A 23320-nucleotide genomic window follows, 5' to 3' on the forward strand; every position below is an offset into this window, starting at 1 on the left:
TGGTTGGTTGGTTGGTTGGTTGGTTGGTTGGTTGGTTGGTTGGTTGGTTGGTTGGTTGGTTGGTTGGTTGGTTGGTTCCTCAAACTACCTCTCCAGCCGACCACCGAGCTACGTTGCACTTTGTACACTCTAATCGGCTTTTAACTAATCATGCCCTTGCTACGCTGCAGTTTCTGCAACAGAAGAGAGCTTCGCAGCCCAAATCTCGCCCACACGCGTGATTCTGTTGTACTTTTTGCAACGTAGCCCGGCAAATCACCTTTTGTATGAGGTTTTATTGCAAAAAGTGCAGCATAACCCACTTTTATATGCTAGCAGCCACTTATATATTCGTTTAACGTAAGCGACACGAGAGAGGAGCGGCATTCCATGTCCAAAACAATTCTGGTTTTTGCTGAAAGCCGGGACGGCGCGCTGCGCCGAGTCGCATTCGAGGCGCTCGGCGCAGCGCGGCTGCTCGCAGGCAAGGACGGCGCCGTGCATGCCGTCCTTGCCTGCTCTGGCAGCGCGGCGGATGAAGCCGCCGCGCTAATTGCGCGGGGAGCGGACGTCGTGCATATCGCCGACGATCCTGCCCTCCGCGCCTTCGCGCCCGAGGCGTACATCGCCGCCCTCGGCGCAGCCATAGCTGCGGTGCAGCCGGACGCGCTATTGCTCGGCCACACCGCTATGGGGCGCGAGCTCGCGCCCCGTGTGGCCGCAGCAGTCGGCGCCGGCCACATTGCTGACGTCACCGCCATCGAAGCATCTATCGATGGCGGTGACGCCTTATTCATTCGCCCGCTCTACGCCGGCAAGGCGTTCGAGCGGCGCAGCTTTGTGCCGGGCCAGCCGTGGGTCATCACGGTGCGCCCGAATAACTTGCCGGCGGCGGAACCGCTCGACGCCGGTAACATCACCGGCACCGTGGCGGAGCTTCCGTTCACGGTGCCTAAGCTCTACACCGCCGTGCGCAGCCTTGTGCGCCGCGCTGGCGGACAGCTCGACCTCGCCGAAGCCGACATCGTCGTTTCCGGCGGTAGAGGTGTTCGCAGCGCGGACGGCTTCGCCCCGCTGCACGCGATGGCAACAGCGCTCGGCGGCGCTGTCGGCGCGTCGCGCGGTGCCTGCGACGCCGGATATTGCGATTATGCGCTGCAAATCGGCCAGACGGGTAAAGTTGTTACACCACAGCTTTACATTGCCTGCGGCATAAGCGGCGCTATCCAGCATTTAGCTGGCATGAGCCAGTCCCGCGTAATAGTTGCCATTAACAAAGACGCCGACGCGCCTATTTTCGGCGTCGCTGATTATGGCATCGTCGGTGATTTATTCGAGGTTGTACCCCTTTTGACTACCGAGCTTCAGCTAGCACGTTCCTAGATCCAGCCTTACTTATTTCACAAATCGCAGCTTTCCGGGATAATCAAAGCTAAGCTAAATTAACCAATCTAAAATACCTTTCCCCTCCTATCCTGCACAGCTGTATTAACTTGGCTCATTTTGACCCGTCGCAACAAGCTATCCTGTACGCTTGCACTAACTTCGCCCTTTTTCAGACGCCAAAACGCCAAAAATAGAGGCTATCCTGCGCCTGTGCAGGATAGCCTCCATTTCATGCCGATTATGTGCTCCTATCCTGCAAGCGTGCAGGATAAGCCAACCCACCCAGCAATACTCAAAATCCCCCCAAACAATTTCCCCTCAAAAAAACTCAAGCAAAATCAGGTCGAATTTCCCGAATGCAATCCGGTGATTCAAACAGGTCATCATGCACCGCGTTCGTAACCGGATACGCTCGCATCAAATACGAATCCATCGCCTCCAGATGCTTACGAAGCCCGCTAAACTCGGTAATACGAGGATTCAACCAATCCTCTATGCCTTCCTCATCGAGTATAATCGGTACGCGCGGCTGCCATACCGACATCGACCCAGTCGAGGCTGCGGTAATCATCGTAAACGCACGAACCTCTTTGCCGCTCACATTCGTCCAGCAGTCGTAAATGCCCGCAATACCAAGCAGCGATTGGCTCGGAACGACGATATGCATCGCTCTTGGGTCACGCTCATTGCCCACCTGCTTCTGCCCAAAAAAACCGCTGCAAGGCAGCACACATCTTTGCCTCCGAAGCATGCGCCCGAGAAAAGGCTTCTCGGACAGCGTCTGATGATCAGCATTCACAGCATCCTTGGCCCAAAAAGGGAACAAGCCCCACCTTGACTCCTGCATCGTCCTTTGATCGAATCGGTCATTCATGACGATCGACACCGTCTGAGTCGGCGCTACATTAAACCGGTTCGTATGCCCCTTGATCACCTTCCCCACCTGAAACCGATCTACTATTTCACTCAAATCTGCTGTTAGCGAAAACCGTTCAATCATCACAACCACCCTTTTCACATTGTTTGAATCCAGTTTTTGTTAAAGGGTATGTAATTATGCAACCATTGCATGAAATAATAAAAGGACAGGAAACGGTTGACCAGCAACCGTTTCCTGTCCTCGACTTTACTATCCTATTTTACCCATATCTATTGTTACTGTAGCTGAGAAACATCCGAATTCCCTACATTGTAAACCGCTTGCGGAACTTCAGCGGCGGCATCCCTGTATGCGTTGCGAACAGCCTTGAGAAGTGAGGCGTCTGCCGGAAACCCGTTTCCTCGGCTACCCGGGCGATGGTCCAATCGGTTTTGATCAGAAGCAGCTTGGCTTGATCCAGCCTATAATAGAGCAAATATTGCTGCGGCGTGCAGTCGAATACCTCGGTCATGCAGCGCGTGATGTAATTTGTATGCAGCTGAAGCACATCGCTAAGCATCGTGTTGCTGATTGGACTGCGATAATTGAGCTTGAGATAAGCCGCTGCCCGCTCCGCAACCGATACCGCCGCTTTGGCGGCATCCGAACGCCAGCCCTCATCGAGCATTTGCAGCAAATGCAGGAAACGCTGCTGCCGATCCCAGAACGCGCCATGAGACGAACTTTTGGCCGCTTCATGCAGCTGGGAGAAGATGAGCTTCGCTTCGTCTGGATAGGTCAGCTTCATTTTTTTGGGCAAACGGATCGCATAGGTGTAATAATCGCCGCGCAGCGAGCCGCTTTGATTGCCGACCGTCTCCTCCCAAGCTCCAACGGTCTGGAAATGAATCCAGTCGAACACAGTTTCCTCTTCGCAAGGGCGAGTGGAATAATGCCAGCGGTCTGGTCTAAGGATGAGAACATCACCGGGGCCAAGTGTCCACTCACGGTTGTCCTCAGCTACATGCAGCGCACCCTGATTAACGAACAACAAATCAAACACGCCAAGATTCGTCCGATTCGGATGCTCTTCTCCAGCGTGATAGGTTAAACGGTTGGATTCTATGAAAAATGGCAATGGCGGCGAACGAAATGTGAGTAATAGCTCATCTGACAACCTAATCTCTCCTTATAAAAGCTTCACACAGCAAGTAATACCCCTGTGCAAATGTGCAAAAAACGACTACTGCCCATGTTACTTGAAAACCGTTTCATTTGTCTACAACAAAACAAAACCTCCAGCCCTTCTGATTAGAAAAGGGATCGAGGTTGATCTGTCATACTATGTTTGCCGCACATTTGCTACATAACGAATTGAAACGATGAGCCTGGATTGACCTTGAAGACGTCAGCCTCCGGCAGCAGGCTTTTGATCAAATACATATAATCGTAGGAACCCTCTAGTGACTCCTCATCGGGAACATAGACCACTTTTTTGCCGCTAAGTAAAGATAACACCTCAATACGGGTCGGGAGCTTCTCGAACGCACTCATGCAAAATACCGAAGTCATATGGAACAACAAGCCCAGCGCATCCTCATCAACATCCACAGCCAGCTTCTGAACGATATAGTCGTCTGCCCCGCCATCCGGATCTGCAGCAACCAAATGAAAGATCTGTGAGAGCTCAAGGTCAAGCTCTTCCACATAGGCAGTCAATTGTTCATAAAAGATAATCGGCGTACGCGGGCATGCTCCGCCAAGCAGAAAGCTTGACAGCTGCTCCTTAACCGTCTGCTTCATTTGCAAAAAATGCTCATCCGAATGAAATTTATAATTTCGATTCGTCCACCAATGCTCAACAGAAGCTTCTATCGCATCCTGCGTACGTCCACCTTCAGGCAGTCCATAGAAATCATTTACGCAGTGGCTTGCCGCGAATTGAACCATCTGCCTCCAATTCACGTCACTCTTTTGTTTGCGGCCCGATTTGCTTTTGGCGAAATGCTCGGGGCAACGCAGCAGCTCTTCCAGCTTATAATCTTCAACTCTTAATACAACCGGTATTTGATCCATCATCACTGCTGCCCCTCTCGCCTTATTATCCTGCTACCGCTACAAGTCCGGCGATTTGGCGCCCTAAGCTCCGGCCAAGCTCCTTCTCGTCCTCTGATGCATTATATTCAAACTTAATAGATTCTGCCGATATCTTTGCGCCAAGCTCCTTAAGCTTAGCCTCAATCATATCAACAGCAGCGCAATAGATCGGATACGAAGTATCTCCTGATCCGAATGCAGCTGCGATTTTACCACTCAAATCAAGTGAATTCATCTCTTCGTAGAAATCAATAAATTCATCCGGCAATTCGCCGTCACCCCATGTATAGGCTCCCATTATGATAGCATCATAATCGTTAAGCTCTGCTGGACTAGCGTCGAAAGCTTCTTTCAGCACGACCTCCGCGCCTGCTTCCTTAACGCCCTCTGCAATGGCCTCTGCCATTTCTTCCGTATTTCCTGTCATGCTTGCATAAACGACCAGTACTTTCGACATCCGTCATTCCTCCTCTAAACTTCTATGTGATTTACTTATTCAATGTCTGGATGCCCTGAAAAAGAGTAGCCATATATAAGTTGCCGTCCTGCATATCAATGTCCGTAACCGGGCATCCGAGCTTGATAGACAGCAGCGTTACTTGATTGCAAATGTAAGCAAGCTGGAATAATCCGCGGTCTGTGCAGGCGTATACCTCGTTGCCTTTGGAGAGCACTGAGAATACAAACGGCTTGCCGAACTTGATCCGGTCGAATCTTCCCTTCTTGTCACCAACAAGAAGCTCGCCTTTATCGCTCGTTCCGATTAGATGGCCTTTGAATACAGCCAAACTCGTCACACTGGTTCCCAACTCGAAATGTGCCCAGTCGTCCATGAAACGATCATAGAGGGAAACGCCGCTTTCATGCGCGATAATTAAATATTGCGGCAAATTTATGAAGTCAAAAACTTTCTTATTCTCGCATGCAATCTGCTCCCAGCGATTGCTGGCTTTGGACCATAATCCATATTCAGTAGCTGCATAGCTGCTTCCGCCGATTTTGCGATATTGATAGCATGGAATGGTTAAGCCGTCGTTCTCCCACGCTTCGCCGTTCCATTCATACAAGCCGCTGCTTGTGCATGCATGCAGTAGTTCATGCTGCAGCTGAAGCCGATTCACATGTGCACTGCTATCCATGCCATGCTCAAGCTTCTCGTAGCTTCCTTCTGCATCAATCTGATATATACCGTGCCCGACTGAAGCCGCAAACAAGCAATCAGAGCCTGCTTTAACCGATGAGAAAGGAAAGAGCAGCCAATTCCAAGGTCTGCTTGTTTCTGTTTGCATGTATTTCGCTCCTTTGATCCATTTGGATTTCATATGTCGATTGCTGTATACGCTGCTCTATGTGTGTGCTCGTGTGCTCGAGCCTATTTGGACTTATATGGTGCGTTGAATGCTGTCTCCTTATGGTGATAATGATTATCACTTTCGTATACATGATAACTATTCTCAGTGTCGATGTCAATGAAATTATTCATGTAAGCTTCATCTCATACCTATCCATTCTCATACGATGAAGCCGGGCTAATCTCTAGCAGACATTCGTACAATTCCGCAAATATAGTTGAAGGTCTATGTCTCTACCTGATACTTACCCAATCAATAGGTAGAGTATGAACGTAGGATAAGGCATCAAACAAGGAGGTGCTTTCAACTGAGTTATTATAATCACAAGAGACGCTGTGTCAGAAAGCCGGCATCAGGTTGTAGTCCAAGAAGAAAACATCATGGAGATAAAGTAATCGTCGTTAAGAAAAAGCTTGTCGTCAATGCCCCGTCTGGCCGCAGAGGTCCTCAAGGTCCTGCCGGCCCAGCGGGAGCGGCAGGTGCAGCAGGTGCAGCGGGCGCTGCCGGTGCTACCGGCGCTACAGGCTTTGGCAGCACTGGCGCAACAGGCGCTACGGGTGCAGTTGGACCTACTGGTCCGGGCGTTGGCACGACTGGGGCTACAGGAGCGACCGGAGCTACAGGTGCTACTGGCGAAACCGGAACTACGGGCGGTACTGGCGCTACTGGAGGCACTGGAGCTACGGGCGGCACTGGAGCTACAGGCGGCACTGGAGCTACAGGCGGTACTGGGGCTACAGGTTGGACGGGATGGACCGGAGAAACTGGAGCTACGGGTTGGACCGGATGGACAGGTGCAACAGGTTGGACGGGCGACACGGGAGCCACTGGCGCAACTGGCTTGACAGGTGCTACCGGTTTCGGTTTGACGGGCGTAACAGGGCCTACTGGAGCAACAGGCTCGGGAGCTATCATTCCATTTGCTTCAGGACTTCCGGTAGCCCTAACTACAATATTAGGCGGCTTAGTCGGAACATCCAGCATGGTTGGGTTTGGCTCTTCGGCTACTGGTGTCAGCATTGTCGGTGGAATTATTGACCTTACAGGTGCAGCAGGAACCCTTCTCAACTTTGCGTTCTCTGTACCACGCGATGGTACCATCACTTCCATTGCCGCATTCTTCAGTACTACTGTGGCACTTTCGCTTGTAGGCTCTACTATTGAAATTACTGCTCAGTTGTACAGCTCGCCGACACCTAACAACTCCTTTACCGCGGTTCCTGGCGCAGTCGTAACACTGGCACCGCCACTTACTAATATCCTGGCGATCGGCGAAATAAGCAACGGCATTTCGTCAGGTCTCGCTATTCCTGTAACAGCCGGTACCCGCCTTCTACTTCTATTCTCCGCTACAGCAACGGGGATCAGTCTTATAAATACCGTTGCCGGTTATGCAAGCGCAGGCTTAACGATCGACTAACTTTAATGATTTCGAATCCAGCGGTACAGGAGCATTTCCTGTACCGCTATTTTTCTATTGCCTTCCTTCTCACTCCAAATCGACATGCTAAAGTGAAAACTGCAGCTTGAATCCGATTCGAATTCGTTCCTGTTCGAACTGAACATCACCTATAGTGACAACATCATAAGCAGGCAGGTCTAGTGGAATTATAATCGTATCCAGCATGGACAACGGCAAACGGCTCTTTTTCAAAAACAATGATTGAGGTCGAAGCACAATATTCGGCGGTTGCCATTCCAGTGCGTATACCGCTTCTAATGCAGCTGGCAGCCGTTCTTTATAAGTGACATTCAAATGTGCCACAAGCCTATTTTCTTCCAGCTCGAAGCGCGCTCCGTCCAAGCGTACATCCTCCCTCAGCATGATTGCTGATGAATTTGCATCTCCGATTCCATAATCGTTCTTCAAGTTCTGTTTGATTAGATGATCAAGATCTGTTTCCGTAAGTACGAGCTCCGGCTTTAAGTTTTTGACCATATCCAGCGCTTTTCCCTTAACGTCGATCGGAGCGTAGCTGAGATCCAGCTGTTCGTCCGGTGCGACATAGGATACAAGCCACCAAAGCGCTCCGCCCAGCAGCAGTAGGATAACGACAAGAAGGAGCATCAGCCTTTTCAATATTTTACCCAATAAACTTCCCTCCCTCTCACAAAAAATAGCGACCCCTCTTCCATTTAGCTATGCTGGTAGTGCTATAATGAATCCAATCATTTATGCTGTTGAGCTAATAGAGCTGAGAGGATGGTCAAATATGAACACGAATAATGCCCCACTGTACCGCATCGGGCTTGAAGAAATCGTTCAAGCACAAATGCATCTGAAGGATGTTATTACGCGTACGCCGCTTCAATATAACCGTGTGTTATCCGAGCGTTTCAACTGTCATGTGCTCTTGAAGCGAGAGGATTTGCAAATCGTTCGCTCGTTCAAGATCCGCGGCGCTTACCATTTGATGCGTTCACTAAGCCAGGAGACGCTATCCAAAGGCGTTGTATGCGCCAGCGCAGGCAACCATGCTCAAGGTGTGGCTTACTCCTGTCAAACACTCGGCATTCCAGGAAAAATTTATATGCCTAGCACGACGCCACGCCAGAAGGTATCACAGGTCAGTTTCTTCGGCGGTGCTCAGGTCGAGGTCATTCTAACAGGCGATACCTTTGACGATGCCTATGCAGAAGCACTCGCCGAGAGCAATCGCAGCGGCATGGCCTTTATCCACCCGTTCGATGATGCTAAGATCATTGCAGGCAATGGAACCGTCGGTCAAGAGCTGATGGAAGCTGCTGAATCCGTACCTGATTTCATATTCCTCACCGTTGGGGGCGGCGGACTTGCAGCAGGTGTTTCCTCCTATGTCAAAATCATCTCACCAGAAACGAAAATTATCGGCGTCGAGCCCGAAGGCGCACAATCGCTGAGAGCCTCTCTCGATGCAGGCATAGTGACGCCGCTTGACCAAATCGATAAATTTGTCGACGGCGCTGCCGTTAAGCGAATCGGCGATTTGACATTCGAGATTTGCCGAGAGCTGCTAGATGATGTCATTGCTGTGCCAGAAGGCAAGGTGTGTACAACGATGCTGGATTTGTACAATGAGAACGCGATCGTTGCGGAGCCCGCAGGCGCGCTTCCCATTGCCGCGCTTGAAGCCTACCGCGAGCAAATCGCGGGCAAGACCGTTGTCTGTATCGTAAGTGGAGGCAACAATGATGTCGATCGTATGCAGGAGATCAAGGAGCGCTCCCTCATCTACGAGGGCTACAAGCACTATTTCATGGTCAGCTTTCCACAGCGCGCAGGAGCGCTTAGGGAATTTCTAGACCGAGTACTCGGACCTAATGATGACATCACACGCTTCGAATATACTAAAAAATCAAACAAGGACAATGGTCCGGCTCTCGTTGGCATCGAGCTCAAGCACAGAGAGGACTATGAACCGCTTGTTGAACGGATGACCTCGAAGGGTTTCCAGTTTCTTGAGCTGAACAAGGACCCGGTTTTATTCAACCTTTTAATTTGACAATATGAGAATACGCCTAACCACATAGAGAGATGAATTTCTCTACTCGCAGGATTACATACTCCCGCGCGAGACTGATCGCTAAGCAAACACGCCCCGATTCCATTAACGGAATCGGGGCGCTTGTATTACCAGGCGTAAGCGCGCGGTGCATCCCCGCCAGGGCCGGGAAATATTTCATCAATCCGTTTCAGTGATGATTCGTCCAGTGAAATTTCCACAGCTCGGAGTGAACGCTCGAACTGATCCAATGTACGCACTCCGATAATCGGTGCCGATACAGCTGGATTGGCAAGCAGCCACGCTAGTGATACGAGATCCTCTGGCTCACCAAGCTCATCACAGAATGCTGCATAAGCATCCAATTGCTCCCGGTGCTGCTCCAGTCGCTTCGAGTCGCCGCTGCGGCGTCCGCCATCCTTGCGGCGATGGTTGCCTGCAAGCAGCCCGCCGTCAAGCGGACTCCACGGAATAACGCCAAGGCCAAGCTCCTTAGAAGCTGGCAGCACTTCCAGTTCTGGCAATCGGCAGAGCAAATTGTACTTATGCTGCTCGGACACGAGACCAATCGAGCCTCTTGCCTTTGCTTCGCCTTGTGCCACTGCAATATCCCAGCCTGCAAAGTTGCTCGAGCCTATGTAACCCGCTTTGCCTTGCGAGATTGCGGTTTCGAAAGCTCCCCACAGCTCGCTCCAATGGACACTGCGGTCAACGTGATGCATCTGATACAGCTCGATATGATCGGTTTGCAGACGTTTCAGCGATGCATCTAGATGTCTGCGTATTTTGTAGGCCGACAGACCGGCTTCCCGGTTCGGACCATCATGGTTATCATGCATATCGCCATATACTTTCGTAGCGAGTACGGTGCGCTCGCGACGTCCACCGCCCTGAGCGAACCATTTGCCAATAATTTCTTCCGTTCGACCAGCATTCTCACCCCAGCCATAAATATTGGCGGTGTCGATAAAGTTAATGCCCGCATCCAGCGCTGCATCAAGAATACGAAATGATTCCTTCTCGTCGGTATCTACTCCGAAATTCATCGTCCCTAGACATAACCGGCTTACCCTAAGACCTGATTTTCCTAATTTCGTATACTGCACTCTAATCATCGCTCCTTCAAATGTGAAATAGGATGGATTGCTTATTCATTATACAAAAATGATACAAACTAACCAAATCTCGTTCACATCTTCGTTATTTGTAAACGAACCGTCTGAGACAGAAAAAGACACAATTGCTCCTTAGAACAATTGTGCCTTTTGGATACTAGAACGGTATCTTTACATTTTAGAAAGAAACCTGAGACAGAATGTAATTACTGCTGCCATAGGCATTTGCCGAGAATTTGAAGTAGAGGTAGATTGCGCTAAAAGCATCCCAACCTTGAGGCTGATAGCTGTAACTAAACGTTTGATCATATTCATCTTTTGTAGTCACATTAAAAACTTTAATATCAGACACTGTCACTTTAGCAATAGCACTACTAAAACTATCCATCGTTTCCTTGGAGTTAGCCTCTATATTTGAAGCTAAATACGACCCATATTGTTCCTTATAGTACTCTTTTGCAAGACCCATGGGTGAACCAGCGATCGCACCTGATACGTAATTATCGAAGTAAGCATTCATAACTGTCGGCTTACCCGATTTCAAATCTGCACTTAGCGCTTTAATGACTGCAACAGCCTCTTTTTTCATTTTTTCAGTCATTTGAGCTTCTGTTCCCGTTAGCTTAATAATACCAACAGCAGTAGCAGGCGTTGAGGTATTCCCAGAATTGCTGTTATTGTTAGTGTTAGTAGATGGTGTTGTTACATCATTGAACGGTATGCCTGAATTATTACCACTATTCAAAGTAATCAACTGTTTAGCATTGTCGTAGTTGACGCTGGCTCCCAAATCCTCAGCAGTCGCTCTGAGCGGCAAATAGGTAGAACCATTATATACAATGGCGGACATCTTATTTCCGCTCTGATCTTTTGGAGTCCAAGCTGAGCCATCTACCTTAAACCCGATATTGTGATTTAATGCCGCTTGAATTTTTTGGATACCCGTTGCTGCACCAACGCCTACAACTCCGAAAACTAAACTACTAGCTAAAAGTGAGCCAACAAAAACCGATTTCTTGATTTGCATGAAAGAAACCCTACAATAATGTGTTTTATGAGCAAAATTATGTAATATTAATACCCATGATATCCCAAACAAGCAGCTTGTGTAAATAGTTATTATTGCATTCAAAAATCAAAAAATTACAACTTTTATTGTTTTTCTCATCTTTTCACTTCACTATAATTACTCGTAATTTTTCTATTTTATTTTCCCACTGATATAATTTGAATATTTTAACGAATAAATGTTTAATAGAGAGATCTTATCGCACATAAATGGACCCCTGTTAATAAAATCGAGGTGCGTGGATTTGCTAGTTGAATGCTGGATTCGAGTTCTGCATTCTGGTATTGTTTACATTATCGGCCATTCTGCATGGCCTGACCTATTTTACTATTACATCGAAGCAAGGCATTTCTTGTAACCGTTGTAACCTATATCAGCATTAAACATGTAGAACGGAGTTAACGATATGGATGATTGGCGTAATTGGCTGGAATACCTAAAGCATTTGGATCTGGATTCGATACAGTGGACGTTAGAGAGCTATTCGCAGTGGGGCCCCTTTCCAGGAATTCTGCTGCCCATGATTGAATCCTTTCTCCCCTTCCTCCCGCTTATTCTTATTATTGCGGCTAATGCCAACATTTATGGTCTAGGGTTTGGATTTCTGTTCTCATGGATCGGCGTGACTGCCGGTGCTGTAACGGTATTTTGGATTAGTCGCAAGCTCGGCCGCAATGTAAAAGGACGGCTTCAAAAGCGTTTCCCAAAGTCGGAGCGATTTTTCAACTGGGTTGAGCGCAGAGGCTTCACGCCTTTGTTTCTACTGGCTTGCTTTCCATTTACGCCATCTGTCATTATTACGGTCGTTTCTGGTCTCAGCAAGGTTCCGTTCCACACGTTCCTGCTTGCGACACTGCTTGGTAAAGCAGTAATGATCTTCTGCATCTCCTTAATCAGCTTCGATATCGGCAATCTAGTGGACGAACCTTGGCGTATATTTGTCTCCATTACAGCCGTACTGGTCATGTGGTTCGGGGGCAAACGACTCGAATCCCGTTATCAGGTGAATGGATGAGGTGATCTGATTGCAAGCTTCCCTTCCCCCGCTGCTGTTCTCTTTACTCGATGTAGGGATGACGACAGTGGTCATCCTCATTGCCGGCGGGTTTCTCACCGGCATGTTCATGTTTGTGCGAATGGCATCGGATGATTCTGATCGGTATAAGAATCTGAAAGAGATGGTTGAGACCATCTTCGGCACACCTGCACACCTTAGGCCATCCACAGACAGCTCCAGCACAGGCACTGGAGACAAGGACAAGGATAAACCTAACGTAGCCGAACTATCGCCCTTCTCCGAGCCATGTCCCGCTTGCAGTGAAACGATCACAGAACGTGATTTAACCTGCCCCTCCTGTGGTCTACGGCTTTTATAAATTTCACACCATCTTCTCTATAATCCGCGCTCATATATTTCTTCCTTTTGTGGCACACTGTTGAGGATCTTCTTATGAAGAGAAGTGAACGAGTAGGCAGGAACGGACTATGAATAGAGGAAGGTGGGTTGACAACCTATGAGCAATTCTAACCATCATGAGATGAACCCTATGTCAGGTGAGCCCGTTGAGGTGAAGGGTACCTATCGCAACGAATGGGGAGGCGAGGAGCAGCTTGAACGCGGCGATATTTTCCCAGCTGACCCTATGCTTGGCACGACGGAATGGCAGCTTGTTGAGCTCTTCTTCAACAATCACCATGAAGGGCATACCGATCCGCGTCTAGTGCCTCATGACGATGACAAGAACCCTGAGGCACATATGCAGCATCCCCGCCGCCATGAAGGAAGCAACAAAACCGACGATGACCAATAGCCAGTAGCTGTGTTAGCTCTGACATGGAACTGTGCGTCTGCATACCAAAAAAGCAGGACGGAGCGCTCTCAAGCGCAGCTCCGACCTGCTTTTTTCAACTCTAACTTTATGCTTGTACTCATTCTTACCCTAGCTTACGTTCACCGTTCTCCAGCTCCTCAGCTCCGCGCTTCGCGCTCTCTTCGCGCTGCTGCACCTGATCGAGCAGCTTCTCCAAGCGTCTAAGGTGATAGGCGTACTCGAATAGGCCCGAAGCAACGAATATAAGACGCTTGTGCTCATCCGGGTCCTCCATCACATATGCAGTTAAGTCCTTGACGAACCTCGCTTCACGCTCTTCCTCCGGCTCGATCAAAGCGTTAGGCTTCATCTTATCCTCTGCCTTCAGCAGGATTTGCTCATGATACTTCGACAAGTCCTCGATTTGCCGATCGAAACGAAGCGCCCACTCGCCAGCGCTAGGCGAGGCGAAATAATGCTCTTCCACGACATCGAGGAGATCCGCCCCCTTCTGCAGCGTCTTAATCATCTGCTTAGACACCAGCAATTGTCTCGCATGACTTGTTTTCGTACGGGCAAGCACCTTACGTTCTTCTTCGAACACGGTATGGCGCTCTTCCAGCTTGCGCAGAGTGCCATGCAGCTTGTCCTTCTCAACGCGGAACACCTGCTCCTTCATCTCATTGGAAACGGCCGTTCTTAGCAGCAGCGACAGCTGCGTATACGCTTGATGCACCTGCTCTGTGAACTGCTTTCTCGGACGGGGTGGGAAAACAAGAACGTTAACCAAGAAGGAAGAACCGATACCAGTCAACACCATCAATAGTCTCGAAACCGCAACATCCCAGCCTTGGCCGTTCGCTTCCATAATAGCAACGACCGTAACCAGCGTCAGGCTAATCGTGCTCTCCATTTTGAGCCTGATGCTGATGAGAATAACCAATATACAAACGAGCCCAGCCGCAATTGGCGTATGACCGAATAATCGAACCGCCACAATGGCAATAGCTGCGCCAAGCAGATTAGTTTGTACTTGATCCGCTACCCGCTGCCACGAACGATAGATGGACGGTTGAATCGTAAAGATGGCCGCGACCGCCGCAATTAGCGGGGACGCGAAGCCGAACAAGCTGCTCAAGTAGATGGCAAGCGCTACGGCCATTCCGGTTTTTAATACCCTTGCTCCTATCGTCATGACAATGCAGCCTCCGTGACCGCCAGCTCCGCTCGAGCTACCTCTCTCCCGTTCACCCATAACGTTACCAGATGAAGCCCGCTATAATGCTTCCGCGTCGTTAAGTCTGCGAACCGATGTACACGCACACTGTAAGCTTCTGCTCCACCCGCATACTCGCGGTCTGAGAGCAGGAATCGTTTGAGCGAGGTTTTTCCGCTGGACTTTACGAATGCAATACCATACTCAATCCGAAGCTTAGCAGTGTCTCCTTCTCGCAGGCGAACATGGTAGCTCAAGGCCACTTCTCCGCCGATCGCTATCACGCTTGGAGCTGCTATGATCGAAGCGTCAGCCACTAATGGCTGATTGCGTTCCTCCGCACCACCATGCTTGGCATATCCGAACAAAGCCATGATCTCTGGTACGGATTGCTTAATCAACGTGCGGCAGCCATGCCGAACAATCCAGTCCGTCCGCTCATCCTTGCCCCTCCAAGCCTCTGCAAGTGAAATGACCAGCTCAGGATGATCCTTCGCAATATCATTCAAGTTATTCGCAACGCTCTTGCGTACGTATAGAGACGGATCGCACTTCAGCCTCTCCAGAATCGGCACAATCGGTGATGGATCGTGCTTGAATTGCGGCAAAGCCTGCGCCCATGGCAGACGCGGCCTGATCCCTTCACTTGCGAGCCGCCTAACATGCTCATTCGGATGCTCCGCCCAAGCGAGCATAACGGAAGCCATGCGCTCAGGATCGTGCAGAATAAAGGAGCGAATCGCAAACTCTGCTGTTGAGCGTTCGGTAAACCGCATCATCGCCGCCAACGAAAGCTCCCAGTTATGCGGCTCCATTCCGTATTGTTCAACAAAGTCTGAAAAGAAGATATAAGGAAGTCCCGTACATTTCTCATCTATTTGATAGAGTACGGCAAGCGCATCACCATACGATTCAGGCAGCGCCGTACCTAATGCTTCCGTAATTTTGCGACAACGCGCCTTTAGCTCCAACTGCTCCCAATCGCCATCCCGTACATGCTCCACGAATCGCGATTCATCAAACGGGCTCCATGCTGTTTTCACCAAAGCTGCAAATCTCTCTAGAAAAAAGCCATCATACATAGCCTTTAGCGGTTCTGCCACTGTAAATCCCCTCCTCCAGCTATTATACCTAAATTTCATAACTGTTCACGTTTTCTCTATTTTATCACAAGAAAAAAGCTCAGAAGCACTCCCATAGGCGTGTTTCTGAGCTTTGTTTCAAAGCTTACAGCAGTCTAAGCATATCTCGCGAGTATATCAGACAGCTGACGAGCAATATCATTCGGTCCTGCCGCCAGTTGTACATGTGTAAAGCGAGTACGTACAAACGTTTCATCCATATTCATCGCCTCTGCGAAAAAGCTGGACAGCCCGCGTGCGCGGCGATCGATCTGGAGCACCAGCTCAAGCTCGTGATCAGATGGATAGAACATGACTTCCAGTTCATCCAATTGCCCGCGAAACTGCGTCGTCGGTACGAATTCAAGCTCTTGGATAAATGGCATTTTGCCGCCTAATTTAGAGGAATATTCGCATTCCGCCTTCCGTAAGTGGAAGCCAAGCAAATTCAACGCTTCGAGCACCGTATTCATCGGAGCAGTTGGGCTAACTTCGATTCGGTCATTATCGCCAGGGTCCACTCCGCCTCGGACATCCAGCTCTGTCTTCACCCATACCGGCACGTGGCCGATCGTAAGCGGTGTCTGATGAGGAAGCTGGAACGAGAAGGATACCTCCCGCTGTTCATTTGGCTTCAGCGTGAAAGGGGCGCTCACATGGTAACGTCCAACCTCGCCATTTTGCTTAATCTTGTTGTCGTTGCTCTCACGTATATATTGTGTCATAACCGATAGCTGAATGGTTTCAATTCGCTGCTCCACGTTACCGCCCTGAATCTTCACAATACCTCGCACCTCTTCGCCTGGCGAATAACGAGGCTTCTCCAGCAGCGTATCAATCTTCGCAGAACCTATTCCTATGCTTGCCAAAAACCGGTTAAACATCTAAAACGACCTCCATCCTCTAAATGGCCATTCTGAACTTCTAAAGCATATTACGAGGTCCATTTATTTAGGTTTCATATAACCGTTTCAGTTCCCACTTCCTGAATGTCAGGGACTTCCTTGTACGGCAATTGAATAACAAAGGTTGTACCTACGCCTAATTTGCTCTCTGCTGAAATTCGCCCCTGATGGTTGTCGATGATCTTATACGTTACCATTAACCCAAGACCCGTACCTTTATCCTTAGTTGTATAGAAAGGCTGGCCAATCTTGGCAAGCTGCTCATCTGGTATGCCTGAGCCCTCATCCTTAATACGGATAAGTACGCCTTTCTCCTCATCAAGCGACATTGTAATCGTAACAATTCCGCCATTATGCATCGCTTCAATGGCGTTCTTGAGCACATTAATAAATACCTGCTTCAATTGATTCTCTACGCCATGCACCCACAAAGGCCGAAAGTCGGAATGGAATTCAATAATGACGTTATGTAGAATAGCCTGCGTGTCGAGCAAATTCACAGTATCCGCCATAATTTGGCGCGAATCCTTATGAACAAATTCATACACCTGCGGCTTAGAAAGCATAAGCAGCTCGCTGACAATCGATTCGATGCGTACAAGCTCGGACTTCATAATATCGTAGAAGTTACTGCTATTGCCGCGGCCCGATGTAATTAATTGCAGGAAGCCTTTCAGCGAGGTAAGCGGATTGCGGATTTCGTGTGCAATGCCTGCCGCCAGCTGGCCCGCGACATAAAGCTTCTCTGAATTAATGAGGAGCTCTTCGTTTTTCTTCCGTTCGGATATATCACGGATAATGACCTGCTTGATCTGTTTGCCAGAGAAGGTTGAACTGGCACTGACCATCTCTGTATGGAGCAGTGTTCCGCGCATCGACAGCCATTGCAGTTCAAGCGGCTTGGCTGTCGTATGGTCATGTTCTTGACCCGCCGCAAGCCACACGCGCATCTCCTTATGATAGGACTCACTTAGCAGACTGTACACGCTTTGACCGATCAGCTCGCGCTCCGATTGCACCTCGAACATGCATAAGCCCGCGCGGTTCATAAATTCCCATTTGCCATCGCTTATTAAAGCGATCGTATCCATAGAGTTCTCGACGAGCAGCTTATAGCGCTCATCAATCTGTCTGTACTTGTTGGATGCAAGCCATGTCGTGAGACTGAAGCTTAGAATAATTAAGGTCGACAGTCCAAGCAAAAACGCAAGCAGGAGCAAATACTCATTCAACAGATCTGTAGATAATACATTATCGTATTCTACTTTAAGTGCATGCATGCCAACTTGGTGAATAGCCATATTGGATAATCCAAGGGATAGACAGCTTTTTAATTTATAATAAGGGGATTTGGATTCGAGCCAGCAGAAAGCCAAATAAGCCCCAACAAAGCCGACACCAAAGGACAGCCAATAGAGCAGCCAATTTATCTGGAGAATGACTACCGACTCGGACAACATGGATATGTATTGCAGCATGGTAGCTCCCAGCGCCATTAATAGGGAACTGATGAAATATCGGACTCGCTTAAGCTGCTGGTTCTTAAGCACAAGCAGCGAGGAATAGACGATAATCGCGCAGACTACTAAGACGAGCAGCATACTCCAATCCATCACCATCCGGTAATCCGAAGCAAGCAGAGATACGACATGCATCGTCCATAAGCCTAGTCCGAAGACAGAGGCTCCGCCAATCATCCAATTGAATCCATACATCTTTTCCTTAGGCTGCGGCTGCTCAATCATATTGAGCATCGTGTAGGAGGCAAAACACATAATAATGATCGATAAAACGAGATAATAGGGGTTTCCAGTAATCATCGCCTCAGCCATAGGACTCCTTAAATATACTTAAATTTACCTGCAAATAGTAAAATTCGACAATCCCCCTAAAAACCCTCTGTTATATTCGTAGAATCTTGTAATATTTTGCAGTAAAGTAAGCGGCTATTTCTCTTCTTCCAAACTTCCGCTATTATGATAGGATGACTCTATTAGAAACAGGCCATACTAGAAGAATCGATGATTGCGGGCATGCTCTTTTTGCCTAATCTCTCATTGGAATCTTGCCTCAATCACACTACGGCGTCATCACACTTATGTAGGAGGAACAGAAATGAAGATCGTCAAAGAATTTAAAGAATTTGCAATGAAGGGCAATGTCATCGACCTTGCAGTCGGGGTCATTATCGGCGGAGCTTTCGGCAAAATCGTCACATCGCTCGTCAACGATATTATTATGCCGCCGATTGGTAGAATTTTAGGAGAAGTGGATTTCAAAGATTTGAAGCTTTACCTTGTCAATACAAACGGAATGACAGACGAGAAGATCGCTGCCGCTCCAGCTATCGCTTATGGACAATTCATTAACGTGATGCTCGACTTTGTTATCGTTGCATTCTGTATTTTCATGCTGGTCAAAGTCATTAACGTACTTCGCCGCAACGAGAAGAAGGACGCTGCGCCAGTGGAAGTAACCGAGAAGGACTGCCCGTACTGTTTGTCCAAGGTTCCTGTAAAAGCTACTCGCTGCAAGCACTGCACGTCTCAGCTTGAGGCTGCTGCTCATGGCTGATGAGCTGTTCGACATCTATGACGAGCAGCTTCGGCCGCTTGGCACAGCGACGCGTGCGGAGACGCATGCTCGCGGCTATTGGCATCGCACGTTCCACTGCTGGCTGACTCGCCGCGAAGGCGACCGCCGATTCGCGCGGTTCCAGCTGCGGCAGGCCAGCAAGGATACCAATCCCGGCTGCTATGATACTACCGCTGCCGGCCATCTTGCCGCTGGCGAGACGATTCGTGAAGCCATGCGAGAGCTTGAGGAAGAGCTTGGCATAACAGCATCGTTCGAGCAGCTCATTCCGCTGGGACAAATTCGCGAGGATGCCAGCGGTGAAGTACACGGCAAGCCGTTCATCGACCGGGAGGTCAGCGACGTCTTCGGCCTCGTATGCGAGGTGCCTTTGACGGAGCTGAAGCTCCAGCAAGAAGAAGTGGCTGGTGTTTACGAGGCAGATCTTGATGAGTTGATCGCATTGTTTGAAGGCTCTTTATCTGAGACTGCAGCTCACGGCGTTGAGGTCGCCGAATCTGGCGCTCCAATGACTGTGGTGCGGCGCTCTGTGCGGGCGGATCAATTCGTCCCTCGCGACTTCGCTTATTACGTGAACGTACTGCAGGCACTCCGTGGTTGTACGTAATCCGTTTCTCGCTTAGGCCGGAATGTCCGCGAATACCCCACGCCCGCTCCCAATTGGTATACCATTGATCAATCAAACCGTGAATATGATAAAATTCCGTATGACGCGGGGCGAGGTCGAAATCATTCAGTTCAGGCTGATTGAAGAGACGCGCCCCCATTTCATGAAAACAGCCATGAAGGTTAGTCTCAATAAAACTCCCCAGCTCATCCAGCGTTGCAAAAGACCGCGGGTTAAATTGTACCCTCTGCTCAGCCCTTGCATCATAGCAGGGAGAACGGCGAATACCCTCCGGAACCTCGTTCCACGCAGCAATCCATCTCCTGTCATAACCCCTTGCATCATGCCAGCTGTAGACACGGTTAATATAATCCCGATGAAAACGCAGGAATCGCTCGCCGTATCCTGGCGGCGGCACCGTTCCCGGCACCAAATGATACGTATGATGCCAAATTCGATGCTCATCTAACAGCGCTTGTGGGAAATTAGGAATTTGCGGCATCTTGCTCCCCTCCTTACAGGCTAGTTCGTTTGCTATGCATTAACTCCTCTATTCTATGCCATCAAGGCTGACCCAGTGATTTTCATCCCTCCACCATCGCAAAAAAAGGACTGCCCATAGCTAAGGGCAGCCATTAACTTCGATTTTAACTTCGACGATTAGAACCACGTATTGCGGCGGCATTCATTTTGAACTCTTTTCACACAAATATCAAACGACACGGATACATCATGATTTCTGCCGAAGGAGCAGCAAATTCTTACACAGTCTTTTTCATGCGTACAGAAGAAATTAACGACGCGGCAATGACAATCAAGCAAGCATTGAATAGCTCTGGCGTCACGGCAACGGATTGCTCTAACAAATTTCGCTGCTGTTTGCTCGTCTTTCAATTGCTTGAAGAAATCGCTCAGCTCGCTGCCAGCAACTTGCATAGCTTCGACTGCGGGTTCAGTACGGCGCTTGCAGCCGCAGCTCTTGTGTTGATCCTTGCACTTGCAGCTTTTGTGTTGGTCTTTGCAATTGCAGCTAGTTGATATATGGGCACGGGTAGTGGATTTGCGAGTGGATTTGACATTGCGGACTTTTACGTTTAATTTGGCGGACATTTCTATCCCCCCTTCCTCTCGAACTTACTCTATTCTATGCAAGTTTGAGAGAAAGGTATGGACGAGTGATCCATGACAATCGCGGGGATACTCCTTCGCAATTGTTGTATGACCAGCGTCCCTGCCGCATACCTATATGACATACCATTCGAATGGAGGTCATTGGCTTGGCGGAAAACATGACGAATATGGGCAACATCGGCAATATGGGCAATACGGGGAACCTGCCGAACTTAGGCGGTGCAGGCAGCATGCCTAATATGAACAACATGCCGAACATGCATAATATGCACAATGTCGGAGGCGCTGGCAGTATGCCGAACACGGGAAATATGTCTCATGTAGGAAGCATGGGGAGTATGCCGAACATGCCCAACACAGGCGGTGTTGGCAATATGGTGAATATGGGTCATATGCCCAGCACAGGCGGCGCTGGCAGTATGCCCAATATGGGTCATATGGGCAGTATGGGCGCTATGGAGAACACCTCTCCGGTTCTCTATCAGGCGGAGCCGAAGCATACGGAGATGGTTATGCAGGTAAGGGATCGCGTCATGGGCATGTGCGGCGGCCATATGCATAAATACGTCCGGGTTCAGACAATCGATGGACATATCTACGAAGGTATGCTCATGCACATGGATCACTGTATTCTATATTTGCAATGCACGATGCGAGACCCTCGCGCTTTCATGAATCCATACAATGCGGTGCTCCCACTCGTATTATACGAGCTGCTAGTCATCACCTTGCTGAACAACTAGGCCGATGTATAGCTCGAAAGATTCGACAATGAGTTGTCCTATCCTGTCACTTAGACGGTCTATGTGCGCGCAAGCATTCATACATTAATATAGACAGAATGGCCAATGAAAAGAGGTGAGCACCCCCCGTGATTGAACGATTTAATAAGCTTCAGGTCGAATTGCCCCCCTCTCCATACGCGGATGCCAACGCCGCTGCTGCGGTACAAGAGCTTCTTGGAGGAAAGTTTGGAGAAATGTCTACATTAAATAATTACATGTACCAGTCCTTTAATTTCCGTGAGAAAAAGAAGCTCAAACCGTTCTATGATCTTGTATCAAGTATAACGGCCGAGGAGTTCGGTCACGTTGAGCTGGTGTCTACCGCTATCAACATGGTGCTTACGGGCACTACAAGCCCCGGCGATCCTAACTCGGCACCACTGAAGCCAGGAATAGATAAACGCAACAGCTATTTCTTTATCAAAACAGCACAAACCTCCCTGCCTGGCGATTCGATGGGCCGCGCTTGGACGGGAGATAACGTGTTCAGCAGTGGAAACTTAGTGCTTGACCTGCTGCATAACTTCTTCTTGGAATGCGGAGCGCGTACACATAAAATGCGTGTTTATGAGATGACAGACCATCCTACTGCACGGGCCATGATTGGTTATTTGCTTGTCCGAGGCGGCGTTCACGTGCTGGCTTATGCCAAAGCGCTCGAAATCGCAACCGGCGTTGACGTGAAGCAGCTCATTCCCATTCCAGACCTTAGCAATAACCGATTCGAGACTGCCCGCAAATACGAAGCGATGGGGCTCGGCAACAAACTATATACGTTCAGCCAAAATGACTACAAAGATATCGTTCTGATTTGGAATGGTCAGAACCCGCTGACCGGAGCTCCGCTCGAGGTTATACAGGGTGCTCCACAAGGTGCCCCAATGCCTGATTTGAGCGAACTGCCTGAGGAGTTTGCACCTGGCATCTCACAAGAGGACTTCCTTCAGATTGCACGTCGTCTGCAGAAAAACGCTGGTCTTTAGCGCCTGATTAAGCGGCGTAACTACTAGCTTCAGCACAAATACCCTTTCGAGACCTCCTCATTCGCGTGATCGCGGCTTGGAGGTCTTCCTGCTCCTATCCTCTCCTCATCCTTATGCTATACTGGATGAAAGTCGAGAGAATGAAGGTGCATAGATGCAATTTCTGGCCATGCTTACGATGCTTATTGATCATATCGGCCTATTATGGTTTCCTGAGAACGCTGTATGGAGAATCGTGGGGCGGCTTGCACTTCCGTTTTATGCCTTCACCATGGTTTTGGGATATTTTCGAACCCGCGATGTGAATCGCTATTTACGAAGGGTGGCATGGATTGCTGTATTATCCCAGTTGCCTTACCAATTTGCCTTTCAACGGCTGGAGGTCAATACCGTAGGGTCCTTATTCGTATGCCTTCTGCTGTTAAGACTGCTTGACAAGTGGAAAGGCAAACCTGTTCTACAGGCACTGACAGCAATATGCTTCGCAGGTGTATTGGAAGCTTTCCCTTTCAGCTATGGTGCATATATCGTAATGCTCGTGCTTATTTATCGCTATGCTCAACTACAATGGTTTACCTTGTTTCACTTCTCCTTGAACGTGGTAAGCTTTTTTATAAAAGGTTGGTTCATTCAAGCCTTTAGCCTGTTCGCTACCGTTCTGATTGTTTTTGTGCCTGATTTCATACGCGGCGCGGACAAAATCAAGGTACCCCGCCTCGTTTGGCGAAGCTTCTACCCGCTCCAGCTTGCACTGCTGGCGATCATCTACCATATAACCAGCAATCAGACCTTTAATGATCTCTTTCGCTCACTATGAAGTTCGTGCG

The 23320-nt window shown here is 49.1% G+C and carries 24 protein-coding genes and 1 pseudogene; 12 read left to right on the forward strand and 13 right to left on the reverse strand.

The features are described 5' to 3' along the window. Window positions 1-369 precede the first annotated feature (369 nt). Window positions 370-1362: an electron transfer flavoprotein subunit alpha/FixB family protein gene (locus FGT79_RS21410; protein ID WP_138754885.1), complete on the forward strand. Its 993-nt coding sequence runs from the start codon at window positions 370-372 to the stop codon at window positions 1360-1362. A 331-nt stretch (window positions 1363-1693) separates the two neighbouring features. On the opposite strand, the gene FGT79_RS21415 is transcribed toward FGT79_RS21410, so the two are convergent. The 5 genes from FGT79_RS21415 to FGT79_RS21435 form a co-directional block, all read right to left on the reverse strand. Continuing rightward, window positions 1694-2365 carry an SOS response-associated peptidase gene (locus FGT79_RS21415; RefSeq protein ID WP_138754886.1) on the reverse strand — a complete coding sequence of 224 codons (672 nt, stop codon included), beginning with the start codon at window positions 2363-2365 and terminating at the stop codon, window positions 1694-1696. A 184-nt stretch (window positions 2366-2549) separates the two neighbouring features. Beyond that, window positions 2550-3401, reverse strand: a complete 852-nt coding sequence (locus FGT79_RS21420) for an AraC family transcriptional regulator (protein WP_138754887.1) — start codon at window positions 3399-3401, stop codon at window positions 2550-2552. Between the two features lie 185 nt (window positions 3402-3586). Then, window positions 3587-4303: a hypothetical protein gene (locus tag FGT79_RS21425; protein WP_138754888.1), complete on the reverse strand. Its 717-nt coding sequence runs from the start codon at window positions 4301-4303 to the stop codon at window positions 3587-3589. 22 nt (window positions 4304-4325) lie between these two features. Next, window positions 4326-4778, reverse strand: coding sequence for a flavodoxin (locus FGT79_RS21430; protein WP_138754889.1), 453 nt, complete (start codon window positions 4776-4778; stop codon window positions 4326-4328). Window positions 4779-4809: 31 nt separating this feature from the next. After that, complete coding sequence (locus FGT79_RS21435) at window positions 4810-5610, reverse strand: hypothetical protein (protein WP_138754890.1); 801 nt, start codon at window positions 5608-5610, stop codon at window positions 4810-4812. A gap of 493 nt (window positions 5611-6103) precedes the next feature. Here FGT79_RS21435 and FGT79_RS21440 point away from each other — a divergent pair. Continuing rightward, window positions 6104-7093, forward strand: a pseudogene (locus FGT79_RS21440) (exosporium glycoprotein BclB-related protein); the annotation flags it as partial. An 87-nt stretch (window positions 7094-7180) separates the two neighbouring features. On the opposite strand, the gene FGT79_RS21445 reads toward FGT79_RS21440, so the two are convergent. After that, the gene (locus FGT79_RS21445) at window positions 7181-7765 is read right to left on the reverse strand and encodes a hypothetical protein (protein ID WP_138754892.1); all 585 of its coding nucleotides are present in this window, start codon (window positions 7763-7765) and stop codon (window positions 7181-7183) included. 121 nt (window positions 7766-7886) lie between these two features. Between FGT79_RS21445 and ilvA the strand changes: the two genes are divergently transcribed. Further along, complete coding sequence (gene ilvA / locus FGT79_RS21450) at window positions 7887-9155, forward strand: threonine ammonia-lyase IlvA (protein ID WP_138754893.1); 1269 nt, start codon at window positions 7887-7889, stop codon at window positions 9153-9155. Window positions 9156-9283: 128 nt separating this feature from the next. Here the strand turns inward: ilvA and FGT79_RS21455 are convergent, their stop codons facing one another. Both FGT79_RS21455 and FGT79_RS21460 read right to left on the reverse strand, forming a co-directional pair. Then, window positions 9284-10261 carry an aldo/keto reductase gene (locus FGT79_RS21455; RefSeq protein WP_138754894.1) on the reverse strand — a complete coding sequence of 326 codons (978 nt, stop codon included), beginning with the start codon at window positions 10259-10261 and terminating at the stop codon, window positions 9284-9286. Window positions 10262-10448: 187 nt separating this feature from the next. Further along, the gene (locus tag FGT79_RS21460; RefSeq protein ID WP_138754895.1) at window positions 10449-11297 is read right to left on the reverse strand and encodes a stalk domain-containing protein; all 849 of its coding nucleotides are present in this window, start codon (window positions 11295-11297) and stop codon (window positions 10449-10451) included. Between the two features lie 448 nt (window positions 11298-11745). On the opposite strand from FGT79_RS21460, the gene FGT79_RS21465 reads away from it, so the two are divergent. The 3 genes from FGT79_RS21465 (at window position 11746) to FGT79_RS21475 (ending at window position 13150) form a co-directional block, all read left to right on the forward strand. Then, window positions 11746-12354, forward strand: a complete 609-nt coding sequence (locus tag FGT79_RS21465) for a TVP38/TMEM64 family protein (RefSeq protein WP_138754896.1) — start codon at window positions 11746-11748, stop codon at window positions 12352-12354. 10 nt (window positions 12355-12364) lie between these two features. Continuing rightward, the gene (locus FGT79_RS21470; RefSeq protein ID WP_138754897.1) at window positions 12365-12715 is read left to right on the forward strand and encodes a zinc ribbon domain-containing protein; all 351 of its coding nucleotides are present in this window, start codon (window positions 12365-12367) and stop codon (window positions 12713-12715) included. A gap of 138 nt (window positions 12716-12853) precedes the next feature. Then, window positions 12854-13150 carry a transposase gene (locus FGT79_RS21475; RefSeq protein ID WP_138754898.1) on the forward strand — a complete coding sequence of 99 codons (297 nt, stop codon included), beginning with the start codon at window positions 12854-12856 and terminating at the stop codon, window positions 13148-13150. A gap of 124 nt (window positions 13151-13274) precedes the next feature. Here FGT79_RS21475 and FGT79_RS21480 read toward each other — a convergent pair whose 3' ends face one another. The 4 genes from FGT79_RS21480 to FGT79_RS21495 all read right to left on the reverse strand — a co-directional run bounded on the left by FGT79_RS21480 (window position 13275) and on the right by FGT79_RS21495 (window position 18224). After that, a complete protein-coding gene (locus tag FGT79_RS21480) occupies window positions 13275-14345 on the reverse strand; it encodes an FUSC family protein (RefSeq protein WP_138754899.1) in 1071 nt (356 codons plus the stop codon). Then, on the reverse strand, window positions 14342-15469 hold the full coding sequence (locus tag FGT79_RS21485) for a DNA alkylation repair protein (RefSeq protein ID WP_138754900.1): 1128 nt from the start codon (window positions 15467-15469) through the stop codon (window positions 14342-14344). The genes FGT79_RS21480 and FGT79_RS21485 overlap by 4 nt, the downstream gene beginning before the upstream one ends. Window positions 15470-15603: 134 nt before the next feature. Then, complete coding sequence (locus FGT79_RS21490; RefSeq protein WP_138754901.1) at window positions 15604-16371, reverse strand: sporulation protein; 768 nt, start codon at window positions 16369-16371, stop codon at window positions 15604-15606. Window positions 16372-16445: 74 nt separating this feature from the next. Further along, entirely contained in the window at window positions 16446-18224 is a 1779-nt protein-coding gene (locus FGT79_RS21495) for an ATP-binding protein (protein WP_138754902.1), read from the reverse strand. A 283-nt stretch (window positions 18225-18507) separates the two neighbouring features. Here FGT79_RS21495 and mscL point away from each other — a divergent pair, with 283 nt between their 5' ends. Further along, window positions 18508-18966 (forward strand): large-conductance mechanosensitive channel protein MscL, encoded by a 459-nt coding sequence (gene mscL / locus FGT79_RS21500; RefSeq protein WP_138754903.1) that lies wholly within the window; start codon window positions 18508-18510, stop codon window positions 18964-18966. Then, window positions 18959-19594 carry an NUDIX hydrolase gene (locus tag FGT79_RS21505; RefSeq protein ID WP_138754904.1) on the forward strand — a complete coding sequence of 212 codons (636 nt, stop codon included), beginning with the start codon at window positions 18959-18961 and terminating at the stop codon, window positions 19592-19594. The genes mscL and FGT79_RS21505 overlap by 8 nt, the downstream gene beginning before the upstream one ends. Before the next feature lie 126 nt (window positions 19595-19720). On the opposite strand, the gene FGT79_RS21510 is transcribed toward FGT79_RS21505, so the two are convergent. Continuing rightward, complete coding sequence (locus tag FGT79_RS21510) at window positions 19721-20059, reverse strand: hypothetical protein (protein ID WP_138754905.1); 339 nt, start codon at window positions 20057-20059, stop codon at window positions 19721-19723. A gap of 225 nt (window positions 20060-20284) precedes the next feature. On the opposite strand from FGT79_RS21510, the gene FGT79_RS21515 reads away from it, so the two are divergent. The 4 genes from FGT79_RS21515 (at window position 20285) to FGT79_RS21530 (ending at window position 23310) form a co-directional block, all read left to right on the forward strand. Further along, complete coding sequence (locus tag FGT79_RS21515) at window positions 20285-20632, forward strand: hypothetical protein (protein ID WP_138754906.1); 348 nt, start codon at window positions 20285-20287, stop codon at window positions 20630-20632. 239 nt (window positions 20633-20871) lie between these two features. Next, the gene (locus tag FGT79_RS31985) at window positions 20872-21468 is read left to right on the forward strand and encodes a hypothetical protein (protein ID WP_246096542.1); all 597 of its coding nucleotides are present in this window, start codon (window positions 20872-20874) and stop codon (window positions 21466-21468) included. A 128-nt stretch (window positions 21469-21596) separates the two neighbouring features. Continuing rightward, a complete protein-coding gene (locus FGT79_RS21525; RefSeq protein ID WP_138754907.1) occupies window positions 21597-22493 on the forward strand; it encodes a manganese catalase family protein in 897 nt (298 codons plus the stop codon). A 154-nt stretch (window positions 22494-22647) separates the two neighbouring features. Continuing rightward, window positions 22648-23310, forward strand: a complete 663-nt coding sequence (locus FGT79_RS21530) for a TraX family protein (RefSeq protein WP_138754908.1) — start codon at window positions 22648-22650, stop codon at window positions 23308-23310. The last annotated feature ends 10 nt before the right edge of the window (window positions 23311-23320 follow it).

This window comes from Paenibacillus sinopodophylli (assembly GCF_005930355.1).
GTDB lineage: Bacteria > Bacillota > Bacilli > Paenibacillales > Paenibacillaceae > Pristimantibacillus > Pristimantibacillus sinopodophylli.

Coding starts and splice junctions, on each gene's coding strand:
- FGT79_RS21490 (WP_138754901.1), bottom strand. CDS start 16,371: ATGTTTAACCGGTTTTTGGCAAGCATAGGAATAGGTTCTGCGAAGATT.
- ilvA (WP_138754893.1), top strand. CDS start 7,887: ATGAACACGAATAATGCCCCACTGTACCGCATCGGGCTTGAAGAAATC.
- FGT79_RS21415 (WP_138754886.1), bottom strand. CDS start 2,365: ATGATTGAACGGTTTTCGCTAACAGCAGATTTGAGTGAAATAGTAGAT.
- FGT79_RS21410 (WP_138754885.1), top strand. CDS start 370: ATGTCCAAAACAATTCTGGTTTTTGCTGAAAGCCGGGACGGCGCGCTG.
- FGT79_RS21460 (WP_138754895.1), bottom strand. CDS start 11,297: ATGCAAATCAAGAAATCGGTTTTTGTTGGCTCACTTTTAGCTAGTAGT.
- FGT79_RS21480 (WP_138754899.1), bottom strand. CDS start 14,345: ATGACGATAGGAGCAAGGGTATTAAAAACCGGAATGGCCGTAGCGCTT.
- FGT79_RS21505 (WP_138754904.1), top strand. CDS start 18,959: ATGGCTGATGAGCTGTTCGACATCTATGACGAGCAGCTTCGGCCGCTT.
- FGT79_RS21430 (WP_138754889.1), bottom strand. CDS start 4,778: ATGTCGAAAGTACTGGTCGTTTATGCAAGCATGACAGGAAATACGGAA.
- FGT79_RS21530 (WP_138754908.1), top strand. CDS start 22,648: ATGCAATTTCTGGCCATGCTTACGATGCTTATTGATCATATCGGCCTA.
- FGT79_RS21495 (WP_138754902.1), bottom strand. CDS start 18,224: ATGGCTGAGGCGATGATTACTGGAAACCCCTATTATCTCGTTTTATCG.
- FGT79_RS21435 (WP_138754890.1), bottom strand. CDS start 5,610: ATGCAAACAGAAACAAGCAGACCTTGGAATTGGCTGCTCTTTCCTTTC.
- mscL (WP_138754903.1), top strand. CDS start 18,508: ATGAAGATCGTCAAAGAATTTAAAGAATTTGCAATGAAGGGCAATGTC.
- FGT79_RS21425 (WP_138754888.1), bottom strand. CDS start 4,303: ATGATGGATCAAATACCGGTTGTATTAAGAGTTGAAGATTATAAGCTG.
- FGT79_RS21465 (WP_138754896.1), top strand. CDS start 11,746: ATGGATGATTGGCGTAATTGGCTGGAATACCTAAAGCATTTGGATCTG.
- FGT79_RS21475 (WP_138754898.1), top strand. CDS start 12,854: ATGAGCAATTCTAACCATCATGAGATGAACCCTATGTCAGGTGAGCCC.
- FGT79_RS21510 (WP_138754905.1), bottom strand. CDS start 20,059: ATGAGCATCGAATTTGGCATCATACGTATCATTTGGTGCCGGGAACGG.